This is a genomic window from Undibacterium sp. FW305-107 (genome assembly GCF_058788535.1).
The window spans coordinates 96,770-111,070 of sequence record NZ_JBYTAV010000015.1; the positions used below are offsets into that span (position 1 = coordinate 96,770).

Annotated in this window: 19 protein-coding genes; 15 read left to right on the forward strand and 4 right to left on the reverse strand. The window is 51.3% G+C overall.

Annotated elements, in window-relative coordinates:
- The first annotated feature begins 127 nt into the window (after window positions 1-127).
- The 3 genes from AC3WQT_RS26330 (at window position 128) to AC3WQT_RS26340 (ending at window position 3,348) form a co-directional block, all read left to right on the forward strand.
- Window positions 128-952 carry a DUF1700 domain-containing protein gene (locus AC3WQT_RS26330; RefSeq protein ID WP_492708590.1) on the forward strand — a complete coding sequence of 275 codons (825 nt, stop codon included), beginning with the start codon at window positions 128-130 and terminating at the stop codon, window positions 950-952.
- A gap of 77 nt (window positions 953-1,029) precedes the next feature.
- Complete coding sequence (locus AC3WQT_RS26335) at window positions 1,030-1,833, forward strand: head GIN domain-containing protein (protein WP_492708592.1); 804 nt, start codon at window positions 1,030-1,032, stop codon at window positions 1,831-1,833.
- 492 nt (window positions 1,834-2,325) lie between these two features.
- The gene (locus AC3WQT_RS26340) at window positions 2,326-3,348 is read left to right on the forward strand and encodes a substrate-binding domain-containing protein (protein ID WP_492708594.1); all 1,023 of its coding nucleotides are present in this window, start codon (window positions 2,326-2,328) and stop codon (window positions 3,346-3,348) included.
- Between the two features lie 171 nt (window positions 3,349-3,519).
- Here the strand turns inward: AC3WQT_RS26340 and AC3WQT_RS26345 are convergent, their stop codons facing one another.
- Entirely contained in the window at window positions 3,520-4,686 is a 1,167-nt protein-coding gene (locus AC3WQT_RS26345) for a GGDEF domain-containing protein (RefSeq protein ID WP_492708596.1), read from the reverse strand.
- A 112-nt stretch (window positions 4,687-4,798) separates the two neighbouring features.
- Between AC3WQT_RS26345 and AC3WQT_RS26350 the strand changes: the two genes are divergently transcribed.
- The 11 genes from AC3WQT_RS26350 to AC3WQT_RS26400 all read left to right on the forward strand — a co-directional run bounded on the left by AC3WQT_RS26350 (window position 4,799) and on the right by AC3WQT_RS26400 (window position 11,537).
- Window positions 4,799-6,073, forward strand: a complete 1,275-nt coding sequence (locus tag AC3WQT_RS26350) for a TIGR03862 family flavoprotein (protein WP_492708598.1) — start codon at window positions 4,799-4,801, stop codon at window positions 6,071-6,073.
- Between the two features lie 100 nt (window positions 6,074-6,173).
- On the forward strand, window positions 6,174-6,500 hold the full coding sequence (locus AC3WQT_RS26355) for a hypothetical protein (RefSeq protein WP_492708600.1): 327 nt from the start codon (window positions 6,174-6,176) through the stop codon (window positions 6,498-6,500).
- Window positions 6,501-6,583: 83 nt separating this feature from the next.
- Window positions 6,584-7,075, forward strand: coding sequence for a YbaK/EbsC family protein (locus AC3WQT_RS26360; protein ID WP_492708602.1), 492 nt, complete (start codon window positions 6,584-6,586; stop codon window positions 7,073-7,075).
- Entirely contained in the window at window positions 7,072-7,287 is a 216-nt protein-coding gene (locus AC3WQT_RS26365) for a DUF1289 domain-containing protein (protein WP_423010149.1), read from the forward strand. Before AC3WQT_RS26360 ends, AC3WQT_RS26365 begins: the two co-directional genes overlap by 4 nt.
- A 25-nt stretch (window positions 7,288-7,312) precedes the next feature.
- A complete protein-coding gene (locus AC3WQT_RS26370; RefSeq protein ID WP_492708604.1) occupies window positions 7,313-7,951 on the forward strand; it encodes a 2-hydroxychromene-2-carboxylate isomerase in 639 nt (212 codons plus the stop codon).
- Window positions 7,948-8,856 carry an MBL fold metallo-hydrolase gene (locus AC3WQT_RS26375; protein WP_492708606.1) on the forward strand — a complete coding sequence of 303 codons (909 nt, stop codon included), beginning with the start codon at window positions 7,948-7,950 and terminating at the stop codon, window positions 8,854-8,856. The genes AC3WQT_RS26370 and AC3WQT_RS26375 overlap by 4 nt, the downstream gene beginning before the upstream one ends.
- A 12-nt stretch (window positions 8,857-8,868) precedes the next feature.
- The gene (locus tag AC3WQT_RS26380) at window positions 8,869-9,402 is read left to right on the forward strand and encodes a DUF3916 domain-containing protein (RefSeq protein WP_492708608.1); all 534 of its coding nucleotides are present in this window, start codon (window positions 8,869-8,871) and stop codon (window positions 9,400-9,402) included.
- Window positions 9,403-9,458: 56 nt separating this feature from the next.
- The gene (locus tag AC3WQT_RS26385; RefSeq protein WP_492708610.1) at window positions 9,459-9,836 is read left to right on the forward strand and encodes a VOC family protein; all 378 of its coding nucleotides are present in this window, start codon (window positions 9,459-9,461) and stop codon (window positions 9,834-9,836) included.
- A gap of 3 nt (window positions 9,837-9,839) precedes the next feature.
- Complete coding sequence (locus tag AC3WQT_RS26390; RefSeq protein ID WP_492708612.1) at window positions 9,840-10,364, forward strand: GNAT family N-acetyltransferase; 525 nt, start codon at window positions 9,840-9,842, stop codon at window positions 10,362-10,364.
- Window positions 10,365-10,476: 112 nt separating this feature from the next.
- Window positions 10,477-10,983 (forward strand): ArsI/CadI family heavy metal resistance metalloenzyme, encoded by a 507-nt coding sequence (locus tag AC3WQT_RS26395; protein ID WP_492708614.1) that lies wholly within the window; start codon window positions 10,477-10,479, stop codon window positions 10,981-10,983.
- On the forward strand, window positions 10,971-11,537 hold the full coding sequence (locus AC3WQT_RS26400) for a sigma-70 family RNA polymerase sigma factor (protein ID WP_492708616.1): 567 nt from the start codon (window positions 10,971-10,973) through the stop codon (window positions 11,535-11,537). The genes AC3WQT_RS26395 and AC3WQT_RS26400 overlap by 13 nt, the downstream gene beginning before the upstream one ends.
- On the opposite strand, the gene AC3WQT_RS26405 is transcribed toward AC3WQT_RS26400, so the two are convergent.
- The 3 genes from AC3WQT_RS26405 to AC3WQT_RS26415 all read right to left on the reverse strand — a co-directional run bounded on the left by AC3WQT_RS26405 (window position 11,534) and on the right by AC3WQT_RS26415 (window position 12,827).
- A complete protein-coding gene (locus AC3WQT_RS26405) occupies window positions 11,534-11,920 on the reverse strand; it encodes a DUF488 domain-containing protein (RefSeq protein WP_492708618.1) in 387 nt (128 codons plus the stop codon). The two genes, AC3WQT_RS26400 and AC3WQT_RS26405, sit on opposite strands and share 4 nt — an antisense overlap.
- Window positions 11,921-11,930: 10 nt before the next feature.
- Complete coding sequence (locus AC3WQT_RS26410) at window positions 11,931-12,377, reverse strand: thioesterase family protein (protein WP_492708620.1); 447 nt, start codon at window positions 12,375-12,377, stop codon at window positions 11,931-11,933.
- Between the two features lie 144 nt (window positions 12,378-12,521).
- Entirely contained in the window at window positions 12,522-12,827 is a 306-nt protein-coding gene (locus tag AC3WQT_RS26415; protein WP_492708621.1) for a putative quinol monooxygenase, read from the reverse strand.
- Between the two features lie 179 nt (window positions 12,828-13,006).
- Between AC3WQT_RS26415 and AC3WQT_RS26420 the strand changes: the two genes are divergently transcribed.
- A complete protein-coding gene (locus tag AC3WQT_RS26420; RefSeq protein ID WP_492708623.1) occupies window positions 13,007-13,966 on the forward strand; it encodes a GlxA family transcriptional regulator in 960 nt (319 codons plus the stop codon).
- Window positions 13,967-14,301 lie beyond the last annotated feature (335 nt).

Genomic DNA, 14,301 nt, shown 5'->3' on the forward strand with positions numbered 1-14,301 from the left:
ATGGCCGCGGACTATCCCCGGGTTTCGCAGTTTATCCCCAGAAATTTGCGCACTGTCGCATGTCGGTGGCTGCCTCGCTTTGCTTTGCTTATTCTGAGCATACCAAATTCAAGAACGGGAGACGGCAATGAACAAGACTGCATATATGAACGCGCTGCGTCAGGCCCTGGATGGCTTGCCCGCCAGTATTATTGAAGACACCATGTGGGAATATGAGCGCAAGTTTGTTGATGCCATGGTTGCCGGCAAGTCGGAAGAAGAAATTGCTGCCGGCCTGCCCAAACCTGAATTGCTGGCGGCGCAAAAGAGAGCCAGCACACGTTATGAAGCATTAAAAACAAATTTCAGTCTGGGTAATGTCGCCGGTTTGCTGGTTGCCCTGATCGGCCTGATGATCTTCAATCTGTTCATGCTGATACCTGCCGTGGCCTACTTCAGCCTCTTGTGCTCTGCTTATATAGTTGCACTGGTGATGTATGTGGCAGGCATAGGTATTACTGCCGCCAGCATCTCCGGGGTAGAACAGTTCAGCGTTGATATACCTGCTGGCAGGCACTATGTGCACAATCGCAATGATAATCATCGCATGCATAAACATAATGTCAGGGTTGATGTGACTGAAACAGGTATCCTGATTGACGGCGAAAAGCAGGATGACAATGACCAGGCAGCTGCCGTAGTTGCGTCATCTCCTGCATCATCTGTTGCTTCATCTGCAGCGTCCGCATCTGCAGTCACACGTACAGTAAGGACAGAAACCCAGACAGAAAAATTGCATATAGAGGTTGGCAATCACTTTTCCGGCACCAAATTATTCACAGGACTGGGTTTGTTGCTGGGCTCCATCGTTTTGATGATGTTGAGCATGTTCATGACCAAATATACCTTCATCGGCTTTAAACACTATTTACGCTGGAACTTGTCGCAACTGCAGCTTGGTCATGCAGCCTGATAGGCCAGCACACAGCAAATTTACTTTTTTTAGTTTCACTCAGTTTTTTTGGTTTCATTTAGCTTCAGGAGAAAAAAATGAAAAACATCATTCGCACAGGTATAGGCATGTTGGGTCTGGCCGTGGTTTTGACAGCATCCAGCGTGGTCTTTATCAGGGCCCATGCCAGCAATGTCGTCAGCACCGGTTCTGCTGCCAGTGAAGTTCGCCCCGTCACTGCATCCATCGTTAATATTGTACTCAGTGGCCCGATCGATCTGGCGCTGAAACAGGCAGCAACGCCAGAGTTGCTGGTCAAGGGTGATGCCAAACTGGTGTCACGGGTGACCACCAGGCTGGAAGGCAATACTCTTTACGTAGGCACACGCGGGATTTATATCTCGGTAGGAAAAACCGAGCAAAGCAGGATAGAGCTGAGTTTGCCTAATCTGGAAAAACTGCAGACTTCTGGCAGTGGCGATGCCGTCATCAAAGGTTTTAAAGGCAACAAGCTCGAAGTAAGCTTGCACGGCTCTGGCAATATCAATCTGGATGGCGAGTATCAGCAGGTATTTGCCAGCCTGAATGGCAGTGGCGACCTGAATCTGGGTGTGGGTAACAGCGATTTGCTGGAACTTACTTCCAACGGCTCTGGCGACAGCATCGTCAAAGGCCAGGTTAAAAACTTCAATGTCAAAATATCGGGCTCAGGCGATTTGAAAGCGGCGGCATTGAAAAGTGCGGTAGTCAATCTGAATTCCACCGGTTCATCCAGCAGCAAAGTATTTGCCAGCCAGGAGATCAAGCTCAAGGTCACAGGTAGTGGCGATGTCCATGTCATGGGCAACCCGGCAAAAAGGAATGTAGAACGCATGGGTTCGGCAGATGTACATTGGGAGTAAGCAGCCCGATATATGGTATTCAAGCGATGTTCAAGCAGTATTCAAACGGAACTTACGTGATATTCATACGAAAATCACACAATAAGCAGTGATTTGAACCCGGATGAACCCAAATTGGTGCAGCTTGAACTGTTGTTAATTGGTTCGTCATAGTAGGTGTTGTTAAAAAGAATGAAATTTTCCACAGGAAATTTTTACTTGTGGAAAATTTTATTCTTTATATCAATCGTTTTAATGCTTAATATTCGACGCTGGCCCCTTGGTACGGAAACTCTATTTACTTGACGCTTTTTTCTGCAATAATCATTGCGCAGTTGTAAGTATTTGTTTCAATCGAAAAAATTAAAGTTTGTGTGTGCGCTACGTGCGTATGCAGATTTTCGTTACCAACCTGACCTGCCAAGAATCATGACTGCTACCAAAAGTAAGTGCTTGACCGCGTTATTTGTTGTGTTCAGCTTTATTAGTGCCGCTGCCGCACAAGAAAATCCCATGCAATTTCTCAGCCGCGCCAACGCCAAAGTGGCCAGAGCTGCGTCTCTCAAGAATCGCTGGGAAGGCCCGGTTGATGGACCTGCACTGCAAAAGAAAAAGAAAATCATCTTTATTGCTGCAGACATGAGTGATGCAGGCGTCAGTGGTGTCTTCAACAGTGTGCGAGAAGCCAGCGCCAGTGCCGGCTGGGAAGTCTTGCCCATCAATTGTCGTGGCCGTTGCAATCAGGGGGCACTGATTATCAGCCAGGCGCTGGATATGAAAGCCGATGGCATCATACTGGCAGGTGTGGACGTCACAAGTCAAAGCAAGGGTATGGCTGCAGCAGCCAAGGCCAAGGTTCCCGTGGTTGGCTGGCATGCGTCGGTCAAGAATGGTCCGACCGATGGCTTGTTTACCAATATCGGCACCAATCCCAAAGAAGTCGGGCAACTGGCAGCCTTGTATACCGTGGTCGATTCCAATAATAAAGCTGGCATCGTGGTATTTACCGACTCTTCGAATCCCTACCTGCTGGCCAAATCCACCGCCATCGTTGAAACCATACGCCAGTGTGAAGGCTGTAAATTACTGAGTCTGGAAGACGTACCTCTGGCAGAAGCACATATCAAGATGAAGGCCGTAGCCGAAAGTCTGGTCAAGCGTCATGGTGCCAAGTGGACGCATGTCATCGGTGTCAATGATTTCTATTTTGACTTGCTGGAAGTGCCAACCACAGCAAGCCTGGTGGCAAGTAACAAGCTGGTTGCTGTTTCCGCTGGTGACGGTTCACCTACCGCCTACAAGCGCATACGCGCCAATAGCCTGCAAACTGCGACTGTGCCTGAACCTTTGTCCATGCATGCCTGGCAAATCGTGGATGAAATGAATCGCGCTTTTTCTGCTGCCGAGCATAGCAACTATGTGAGTGCCTTGCATTTGGTGACAGCGCAGAATATTGCGTATGACGGTGGACAAAAGAATATGTTTGAGCCGGCAAACGATTTCCGCACGCACTATCAAAAGTTCTGGTCAAAATAGGCCAGATTAAGCTACTGCGCGGCGCGATTTTGGGTCTGCTGATTCGCAAATTCGTCATCGTACTAAAGTACGATTGCGCTTCTTAACCCAAACTCACGTCGCTCGCTACGCTTACTCAGACCTATTAAAAAATTGCTGAGTGTTTAAAGCCGGATGTCCGGCTTTTGTTTTTTAAGCTCTTTGCGTTATCGCAGCGAGTATGCTTTCTGGCACTGACTTGTCGATGTACATGCGTTGGTCGGCGGTTTGCATTAGTTTGTCGGCGCTGCGGCCGTCGGTGGGGAAGAGGGCGCTGCCCAAGGCGGCTTCGACTTCTACACTGTGGCCTTGTATGGTGCAGGGGCCTTCCAGGATTTTTTTCAGGCGCAGCAGCGTGCTGTCCAGCTGGGATGCCTGGTTGATGCCAAAGGTCAGGGCAACGAATTCATCGCCGCCTATGCGGCCAACGAAGTCGGCGTGGCGGCAGAAGCTTTTAAGGCGTCTGGCGACTTCTTTGAGTAACAAATCACCAGCCTGATGACCAAAGCGGTCATTGACTGACTTGAAATGATTCAGATCGATCAGGATAAAGCCAAAGCCTTGCTGGTTGCGGCCACTCTGGGCGATGGCTTTGTCCAGCATCTCATCAACATGACGGCGGTTTGGCAAGCCAGTCAGGGCATCTTCCCTGGCCATTTCCAGTATGCTTTTCTGGGCGCGCAGATTGCAGCAGACGCTGACGCCATAAGTCCAGCCCAGCAGGCACAACACCACGATCAGATAGATGAAGTTCAGTAATGGATGTTTGGCCAGTTCTGCATTGTTGTTAGAAATAAAAGCCAGATGCCAGCGCATGATGAAACCGGCTGCCATGATGATGAGGGAAATCGCCCCTATGCAGGCTGCCAGCAAGTCCAGGTCGCGGGTTTTCCAGATTAATATAAAAGCCGTGCTCAGCATCAGGCTGGCTGCGATAACATCGTGGAACAGATATCGGCGTATCATGTCGTCCCGGTTGAGGAATGCCAGCAAGACAAACGCCGGGATCAATACCAGACCCCAGCGCCAGCGTATCTGGGACGGATAACCGCGAAAACGCAGGGTGCCTTCCAGCATCAGGAGGGTGGTGGTCAGGGTCAGGGAATTATTAAAGGCGACGATCAAAGACATCGGGATGTCGATGACATTGATCAGGCGTATCAGTAAAAAGGCCGGTGCGATCATGGATGCAGCTGCAGCCCAGACGCCAGTGCCGGGTATGTCACGGTTGATATGCCAAACCGCCAGCATGACCAGCATGGAAATCACGCTGATGCAAGCAACCACTAAGTCTAGCGTAGCACGATCCAGATTGACCATAGGGGGACCTGGTTGTAACTTCTGGTGAATTCAGTCAGAAACCAATCCGCTTTGCTTGCATGTAAGGCGGCAGCGAAGCAGAACATGCAAAACCATATTATGACGCAAACTTATGCAAACATACGTGACTAAAACACATCACCGGCAGCCTGATAATGTTGCCATTATTGGCGGTGGGCCAGCCGGTTTGATGGCGGCAGAAACCCTGGCTCTGCGAGGTATAGCTGTCGATGTCTATGATGCCATGCCTTCGGTAGGGCGCAAGTTTTTAATGGCAGGCAAGGGGGGGATGAACCTTACACATTCTGAAAATTCTGTCTCTTTCATGACACGGTATGCCGAACGCGAGGCACAACTGGCACCCATGGTAGGGCAGTTTGATGCCACGGCCTTGCGTGCATGGGTCAAAGGCTTGGGTATCGAGACCTATGTCGGCAGTTCAGGCCGCGTGTTCCCAGTTGATATGAAGGCCGCCCCTTTATTGCGTGCCTGGCTCCATCGCCTGCGCCAGCAAGGTGTGCGTTTCCATATGCGGCATCGCTGGCTGGGTTGGGATGAGCAAGGTCAATTGCGCTTTGCCACGCCAGATGGCGAAATCTGCCTGCCCGCACGGGCTCAGGTATTTGCGCTTGGTGGCGGTAGTTGGGCCAGGTTGGGTTCGGACGGCGCATGGGTGAACTTGCTCAGGCAGCAGGGACTGGATGTTGCAGACTTGCAGCCAGCCAATTGTGGCTTTGATCTGGACTGGAGCACATTTTTCAAAAACAAGTTTGCCGGTCAGCCAATATTGACAGTTGCTGCCAGGGTGCAGGGTGGTAACCAGCCTATGCGCAAGGGGCAGTTTGTTATTACCGCAACTGGCGTCGAAGGCAGTCTGATTTACGCACTGTCTGCTGCACTGCGTCAGCAATTGCAAAGTCAGGGCAAGGCAGTACTGGAGCTGGATTTGCTGCCGGATACGCCCATGGAAAAAGTACTGGCTGAACTGGAACATCCGCGGGGTTCACGCTCATTGTCCAGTCATCTGAAAACCCGCCTGGGTCTGGATGCATTAAAAACTGCCTTGTTGCATGAATGTCTGGACAAAACGGACTTTGCCCAAGCCAAGCTATTGGCGCAGGCTATCAAGGCTTTGCCTGTGGTGCTGCAGGCGACCAGACCCATAGATGAAGCCATCAGCAGTGCTGGCGGCCTGCGCTTTGAAGCACTGGATGAAAACCTGATGGCGGTGCAGCATCCCGGCCTGTTTTTTGCAGGTGAAATGCTGGACTGGGAAGCACCGACGGGTGGCTATTTGTTGACAGCCTGTTTCGCTACCGCCAGGGTTGCGGCAGCGGGCGTCGCTAACTGGCTGGCACAGAATGCAAAGGAGTTGAAAATGAGTTGAAATAGTTTCTGCTGGCAAGCGCAGAAATCGGTACAATAATAGTTTCCGCGCCGCATCATTTTATTCTGTCCATGAATTTGCATTTCAGGTATTTGTCCGTATGAGTGATTCCCGCAACGCTGCGCGCGCCAACGTTACGTGGCGCGGTGCTATACAGGTGCTTCCTGGTCAGATCGTGCCAGCCAAGATAGTCAACTTTACTTCAGGCAGCATACAAATGCAGTGCAGCGCTGTCCTCAAAGAAAAGCAGACTTACCAGATGATGATGGAAGTCCCCAAGCCCGGTGACGCTTCACAACGCACCCAGGTAGTCTGCAAGGCAACCTGCATTTATTCCATACTGAGCGGCAATGAGTATCGCGCTGCCATGAAATATTTTGAAGTGCCAGCACAGCATGCAGCCTTACTTGCTGAATGGCACGGTTAGAACTCACCAGCTAAATAGACACACTGAGCACACGGACTTTGCTTGTGATATAAACAGGTTTTGTTTTATTTTGCCTGCGCATCATGTCTAAAGATACTGCCTTACCTGAAACCGCCCAGCGCGTTGCCCAATTGCTGCATAGCCTGGGGCACGATCAAACTGTCGTCATGTTGCCGGAAACCGGCAAAACTTCTGCCGAGGCCGCTGCCGGTCTGGGTTGCCAGGTGGCAGAAATCGCCAAATCCATCGTCTTCCGTCGCTTGCTTGATGATGCTGCCGTCATGGTCGTTGCCAGCGGTATCAACCGTGTTGATGAGAGCAAGGTAGCGGCTATCGTCGGCCCCTTGGGCAAGGCGGATGCCCGCTTCGTCAAGGAAAAAATCGGTTATGCCATAGGTGGGGTTTGCCCTATCGGCCATCTGGAAAAAACTGTCATGCTGATAGACGAAGATTTGCTGCAATATGCGCATGTCTGGGCAGCTGCCGGTCACCCTCACGCGGTATTCAAACTGACGCCTGCGCAATTGAAAACAATGACCGGCGCGCCCGTCGCTGATGTGGCTTTGCGCGCATGAATATCCTGTATGAATTTGACCCTGCCCAGTTTGTCATGAAACCCGGGGCGACCGTACCTTCACCCTGCGTCAATATTTGCCGTATGGATGACAAGACCGGCCTGTGCACGGGCTGTTATCGCAACATCGATGAAATCATCTGCTGGAGCAAGGCCGACAATCACAAGAAACTGGAAATCTGGGATCTGGTACAGCAAAGAATGCTGCCTTGAGTGTTTGAGGAAGAAAGGGTAATTAATGAAACAACTGGACTGGTATTTCGATTTTATTTCTCCCTTTGCTTATTTGCAGAGTGAAATGCTGGGGCGTTTGCAAGGCGTAGAGCAGATCAGTTACCGCCCAGTTTTATTCGCTGGCCTGCTCAATCATTGGGACAACAAAGGCCCGGCAGAGATTGCACCCAAGCGCCAGTGGACTTTTGAGCATTGCGCCTGGCTGGCACACAAACATGGCATTCCTTTGCGCATGCTGCCCGAGCATCCTTTCAATCCCCTGCCTTTATTGCGCCTGTGTCTGGCTCTGGATAGTACCGAGGCCGTCGTACAGAGACTGTTCCGCTTCGTCTGGCGTGACGGTCATATACCGGCACAGGCAGAACACTGGCAAGCCTTGCTGGACGAGTTGCAGGTGACGCCTGCCATGCTCGATGATGTCGCTGTCAAAGATGCGCTAAAACGTAATGGCGAACTCGCCATTGCCGCCCGCGTGTTTGGCGTGCCAACTGCGGTAGTCGATGGCCGCTGCTTCTGGGGCTTCGATAGCACAGACATGCTGCAAGCTTATCTGCAAGGTGATGCTTTCTTCGCATCAGCAGAATTGGCTGCTGCGCAAACCATGCCCTATGGTCAGCAACGCAAAGTAGCAGGCAAGGCATGATGCAACTGCCTGCCAGCATGCAAGTCTTTGAGCGGGGCTGGCTGTCCTCGAACAATATCCTGTTCATTGATGAACAACAGACAGCTCTGGTGGATAGCGGTTATCTGAGCCACGCACCGCAGACTGTGGCATTGATGCAGCAAGCTCTGGATGGTCGCAAACTCGATTTGCTGGTGAACACTCATCTGCATTCTGATCATTGCGGTGGTAATGCCAGCTTGCAGCGCCTGTATGGCTGCCGTACCCTGATCCCCGTGGCCGACACAGCTGCAGTTGCAGTCTGGGATGAAGAGGCTTTGACTTATGCCGCCACTGGTCAACGTTGCGAGCGCTTCAGCTTTGACGCGGCGATACAGCATGGCGATGAGTTGCAACTGGGTGGCATGCAATGGCAGGTATTGTCTGCACCTGGCCATGATCCACATTCCATGATCCTGTATTGTGCACAGGAAGGCATACTGATCTCTGCCGATGCCCTGTGGGAAAATGGCTTTGGCATTATTTTCCCCGAGCTTGAAGGTGAGTCCGGTTTTGCTGAACAAGCTGCCATCCTGCAAGTCATACGCGAACTCCAGCCGCGTATTGTCATCCCCGGCCATGGTCCGGCGTTCGGCAATGTAGAGGCGGCTTTGGCACGTGCCGAGTCCCGCCTCGCTTATTTGCAGGCAGACCCGCGACGTAATGCCCGCAATGCCGTCAAAGTAATGCTGGCTTTTATCTTGCTGGAATTGCGCCAGCTCAGCCTGGACCAGGCCCTGAATCAGCTAGGCAAGACCCGCTGTTTTATTTCTTCGGCACGTGTGCTTGAATTGAGTGCTGATGTCCTGATACCGCAAATTGCGGCAGAGCTGGTTGCTGCAGGTGCTGCTACGCTGGAAGCGGATGTGCTGACCAGTAGCCGTTAGGCACAAGCAGTCATGCCTGTACATACAGCAGAAAAGAAACTCAGGGGCATACCCCGCCGCTTGCGTGCCCTGCATAAATGGTCGGACTCTTTCCAGGATAATTTTCCTGCAGCCGCAGAACTGGCAGAAAATACATGCTACTGGAATTGGAAAATCCCTGCCGATTGGGCCATGCTGGAAGGCAGGCAAAGTACACAGTCGACGAAGCGCGAAATTGCCCTCCTGTTATTGCAAGCCTGCGAACACTTGATCAGTGCCAAACCAGCCTGGGCCAGTTCTTACCGGGTGACTTGCCTGATCTGCCTGCCACAGATGTTTGCCAGCGAAATTTGTATCTACCTGGATGAGGCTTACTTTCAGAGCAAAATTTCAGTGTCTGCTGCAGATACGAAGTTAAGCGCAAAGCGCATCCACGACACCAGCCTTAGTCAGATATGGCAATTACCACTTTCAGGAAACATGAACGAAATCGGCATGCAGTTCTGTCATGCTGAGGATGACTTTGCTGATGTCAGCCAGTACTGGATGTTTGGCGAATTGAGTTGAATACGACAGCTTGTCGATACGCTTTTTAATGTTATTTGAAACAGGAATAAAATTTTATGTTGCACCACATTTCTTTGGGCGTACGCGATCTGACCTTGGCAGGTGCATTTTATGATGCTGCCCTCGGTGCCTTGGGTTACAGGCGCGTGTTTGAGGACGATACCGCCCTGGGTTATGGCTTGCATGACGATGAAGATATCTTATGCCTGAAATTAAGACCGGATGCCAGCCCACCGGGCCCAGGTTTTCATCTGGCCTTTACCGCAGTGACGCGCACAGCAGTTGACCAGTTTCATCAGGCGGCGCTAGCCATAGGTGGCAGCGATAATGGCGCACCGGGTTTGCGTCCTGACTATGGACCTTATTACTACGCTGCATTTTTAGTTGATCCTGATGGTCATCACATCGAAGCGGTGACCAAAACTACAGAATGAAATATGAGTATAGCTGTACAGATACGGCCTGCCACGCAAGAGGATGCGCTTTGCCTGAGCATACTGGCGACACAGGTTTTTCTTGATACCTATGCGACGACAGGTATACGTCCGGCTATAGCCAGGGAAGTGCTGCATTCATTTTCGGTATCCGCTATCACCAGTTTGCTGGATCAGAAAGGCACTTTCTTTCATGTTGCAGAGCATGACGGCCATCTGTTGGGATTTTCTCAGGTCACAATCGGAGCCAGACAGGGACTAATTATTGCCACACATCCTGCCGAACTCGACCGGCTGTATGTGCAGGAACCCTTTACCCGCATGGGGCTAGGTAGCCTGCTTTTACATGCATCTGAAACCGGCGCGATACAGCGTGGTGCCGACCTGATGTGGCTGACACCCTGGGTGCATAATGCCAGGGCATTGCAATTTTATGCCCGACAGGGATATGCAGACATTGGCAGCACAAGTTTTTTCATGGATGGCGAAGCACACGAAAATCGTGTGCTGTGCAAGCAATTGAGCTGATACATCAAGATATTTTCAGGATAAACCAGAAATTTCTTTGCGACCTTTTCCTGCAAATCCGTCTATACCTGTGTAACACCACACACATTGTTTTTATAGACAGGAGTAAGAAATGAAACGCTTTCATGTACATATCGCCGTAGATCACCTGGACCACAGCATTGCTTTTTACACGCAACTGTTTGGGCAGGTACCAGCAAAGCAGCAGACAGATTATGCGAAATGGATGCTTGATGATCCTCGCATCAACTTTGCCATTTCCACACGCGGCCATGTACCTGGCCTGAATCATTTTGGCATGCAGGCTGATACGGCTGAAGAGCTGGCGCAATTGAAGATACTGGCTGATGCTGCTTCGGGCGCGCAGACCCTGGACCAGGAAGCCGCGACTTGTTGCTATGCAAATAGTAAAAAACACTGGATAGTTGACCCCCAGGGTTTGCCGTGGGAACATTTCCTCACTATGTCAGACGCTGAGGTATTTGGTGAAGACACTGCAACGCAAAACGGCGCTTGCTGCATTCCCTTGCATAAGGAGAATGGTGAAAATGCTATAGAAACTGCTGCCTGTTGCGTCCCCAGGGCAGCCAATGCCGGTAAGGAATCATGCTGCAACTGACACAAAATAGCGAGGATTTGGCGAAAGCATTTGGTGACTTGCAAGCCAGCTTGCGCACTTACCTGCGCAGGCGTATTGCCGATACCAGCCTGGCAGACGATATCTTGCAGGATATCTTTGTCAAGGCCCTGCTGAACAAACGCCAGATTGAAAACCTGACAGGCTGGTTGTATGCAGCTGCCCGCACCACGCTGGTCGATTATTACCGCAGTCAGGGTGTGAGCTTGGAAGAACTCGATGAGAACATGCCTGAACAGCAGGCCGACGACCTGCAACTGCATGCCAGCTTGGCAAGCTGCTTGCAGGTCTTCATCCAGCAACTGCCGGATAAATATCGTGATACCCTGATGGCGACTGAATTACAGGGCCGCAGCTTGCGTCATCTGGCCGACCAGACAGGGCTAAGCTTGTCTGCCATTAAAAGCCGGGCAGCGCGTGGCCGTAGCATGCTGAAGGGCAAAGTACTGGATTGCTGTCATGTAGAAATTCAAGATGGCTTGGTGACGGATTACCATCGCCATGCCGCCACCAGGTGCGGGAAAAAATGCGACTAACTTATTTCCGCGCCACGCTCAGTTAACAACTGTCTGAGTATGGAACGATGGCAGCGGCTCTCATCTTCGCAATAACAACCCACAGAAAAATTCGTCGTCTTTGACATTGCCGCCAGCAAATCCAATACCTTGCTGGCATCTGCCTCATTCATTTCTGCCTTGAAGCTGCGGGTGAAGCTGGCCCACTCGGCAGGCGTGCTGACCGCTTTGCCTTTGGCCATCAAATTTGCACTCGGTGACAAATTAGGTAACCAGACATCGTAATAATTGCGGCTGGCAAATTCTGCTTTGGGTACCCCCCGAGGTGGCCGCCTTACCGTGCCTATGCGCAGACCTTCATCTGCTGCGCGTGCTGTACCCAGCTGGACTATGCGTATGCTCATGTTGTTCCCTTCAATTGGTTGATGAACTATCTGGCAGAACCACAAAGTCTTCGGCATGGGTAGTTTGCCGCATCGCTTCCAATAATTTATCGGGTGGCGTAACCAGTTTGCGCGCATTCAGGTCCAGCCAGCCTGCCAGCGAAGTGACACGTGCCGCCAGTTTGCCCTTGTTGAAAAATTCATTGCGTATCTTGAACCGCCTGCCATCTTCTGACAAACCCGCCAGGCTCAGCGTGACGGTGACTTCGTCAAGCAAGTGAAATTCACGAAAGTATTCGACCTCATCTTTCATGACGACCGGACCTATGCGCAAGCGCATGAACTCGGCCATGGGGAAACCGCAGTCAGCAAAATACATCATGCGTACATCGGCAGATTTATCGAGATACGCTGTGTTACGCATATGGGAATTAAAGTCCATATCGCCCCAGCCTGCTATCAAGGTTTTTTCGTACATGCGGTTTCTCCTTCTATTCCGGTATAGAGATTGTTGCAAAGTTAAACTGGCTCGGCGCCCCCGGCTAGGCGCGTCATCGCAGACAGTACTTTAGTACGGCAAGAGGACGCAACAACGCCAGATTAACTTTGCGGCGATCTCTGCTTATCTTGCCAGATTTTTTAAGCCCAACACCTCGATTTTTTCTATGCTGGGTGGACCGGTAAACAATTCCTCAGACTTCGCCATCAATGCCTGGGCGATAGGTCCTTGCAAATGTGCCTGCCGGCCTGCTTCATTCTCAAACGCATCGAAAACACCAAATACGTTGTCAGATAATTGCAGGGCAAACCAGATAGGTGTGGTGCTTTCCTGGTTAGCCAGGGCCAGGCCCATTTCCAGAAAGGCGGCAACATCGGCGGCTTTGCCGGGTTTGGCTTCAAAACGGGCGAACAGGGCATGCTTGATCATGATTTATCTCCATGTGCTTGAATCTATGTTTGCATCGCAGGATTGCGATGAAGAGAGACTTTACAGATCAAAGGACTTGCCTGATACTGGCGCGATTGACATCTTTGGTATGAATCGTGCCAATGAGTTTGTCATAAGCGTGCCATGCGTTTTCCATGACCCTTCTCCATGAACTAGCCATGAACATCAACATCCTCGCCCTTGATGGCGTTTTCGATACCGGCCTGTCCATCGTCCTTGATGCACTGACGACGGCGAATGAATTGTCGGGCATGCAGGCCAACCCGGCACCGCCCTTTAAGATTTCATTGGTGGGTATGCGGCGGCGTGTACAAACCGCGCAAGGCATGAGTGTAACCGTGGCGCGGGCGGATGACGTGTCAGCACCTGATCTGGTCATCGTTCCTGCGCTGGGTTACAAGATGCCGGATACCTTGATGCAGGCCCTGGCACGCCCTGATGTCAAGGACGCGAGCGCCGCCTTGCGCCGCTGGGCTGATGATGGTGTACGGATTGCCGCAGCCTGCATAGGCACTTTCGTACTGGCAGAAAGCGGAGTGCTCGACGAGCGGGATGCGACTACCACCTGGTGGCTCAATCCCCTGTTCCGCCAGCGTTATCCAACAGTACGTCTGAACACCAGCCACATGATAGTGCAGTCCGGCCAGTTTCTGACTGCTGGCGCAGCCTTCAGCCATATGGATATGATGCTGTGGCTGATACGGCAGAGCAACCCTGAACTGGCAAATCTGGTCGCCAGCTACCTGGTGGTTGATAGCCGGCCTTCACAGACGGCCTATATCATTTCCGATCATCTGTCGCATGCTGATCCCATGGTGGAGCGCTTCGACCGCTGGGCGCGCAGCCATCTTGACCAGGGTTTTAATCTGGATGATGCAGCCGATGCACTGGCGACCAGCAAGCGTACGCTGGCACGGCGTATTCATGAAGTATTGGGCAAGACACCGGTGTCGTATGTGCAGGATTTGCGCATAGAAAAAGCGGTGCATTTGTTGAAGACATCCAATCACAGTGTGGAGCAGATTGCGGGGCTGGTGGGGTATGCGGATGGGGTGACGTTGCGGACTTTGTTGAGACGGAAGTTGGGGAAGGGGGTTAGGGAGATCAGGGTAGGGTGATGAGCTTATGATTATGAGTCTATCATACTTGCTTAACCGAGCTAAGGACTCTTTGATTTACGGACAATCTAATTTACGTCATTCCAGCGTGCTTTTGGCTGGAATCCAGCGGCGTTCTTAACATACCGTAAAATGCGTTACACATCAGAATTGCGCACTGCTAAGAACTTGATTTTCAAATGATTTCGTACGTTATTTAAGATTGCGGGCCGGGGGTAGCCCGGCAGCTACTCCCTTTTCTTGTCTCGCTGTAGTGGTCTGTAGTGGTCTAATTTGCCAGGACAGTGAAATAAGAGGAAACTCAATCACAAAGAGGCCTCAACATGATGAAGAAA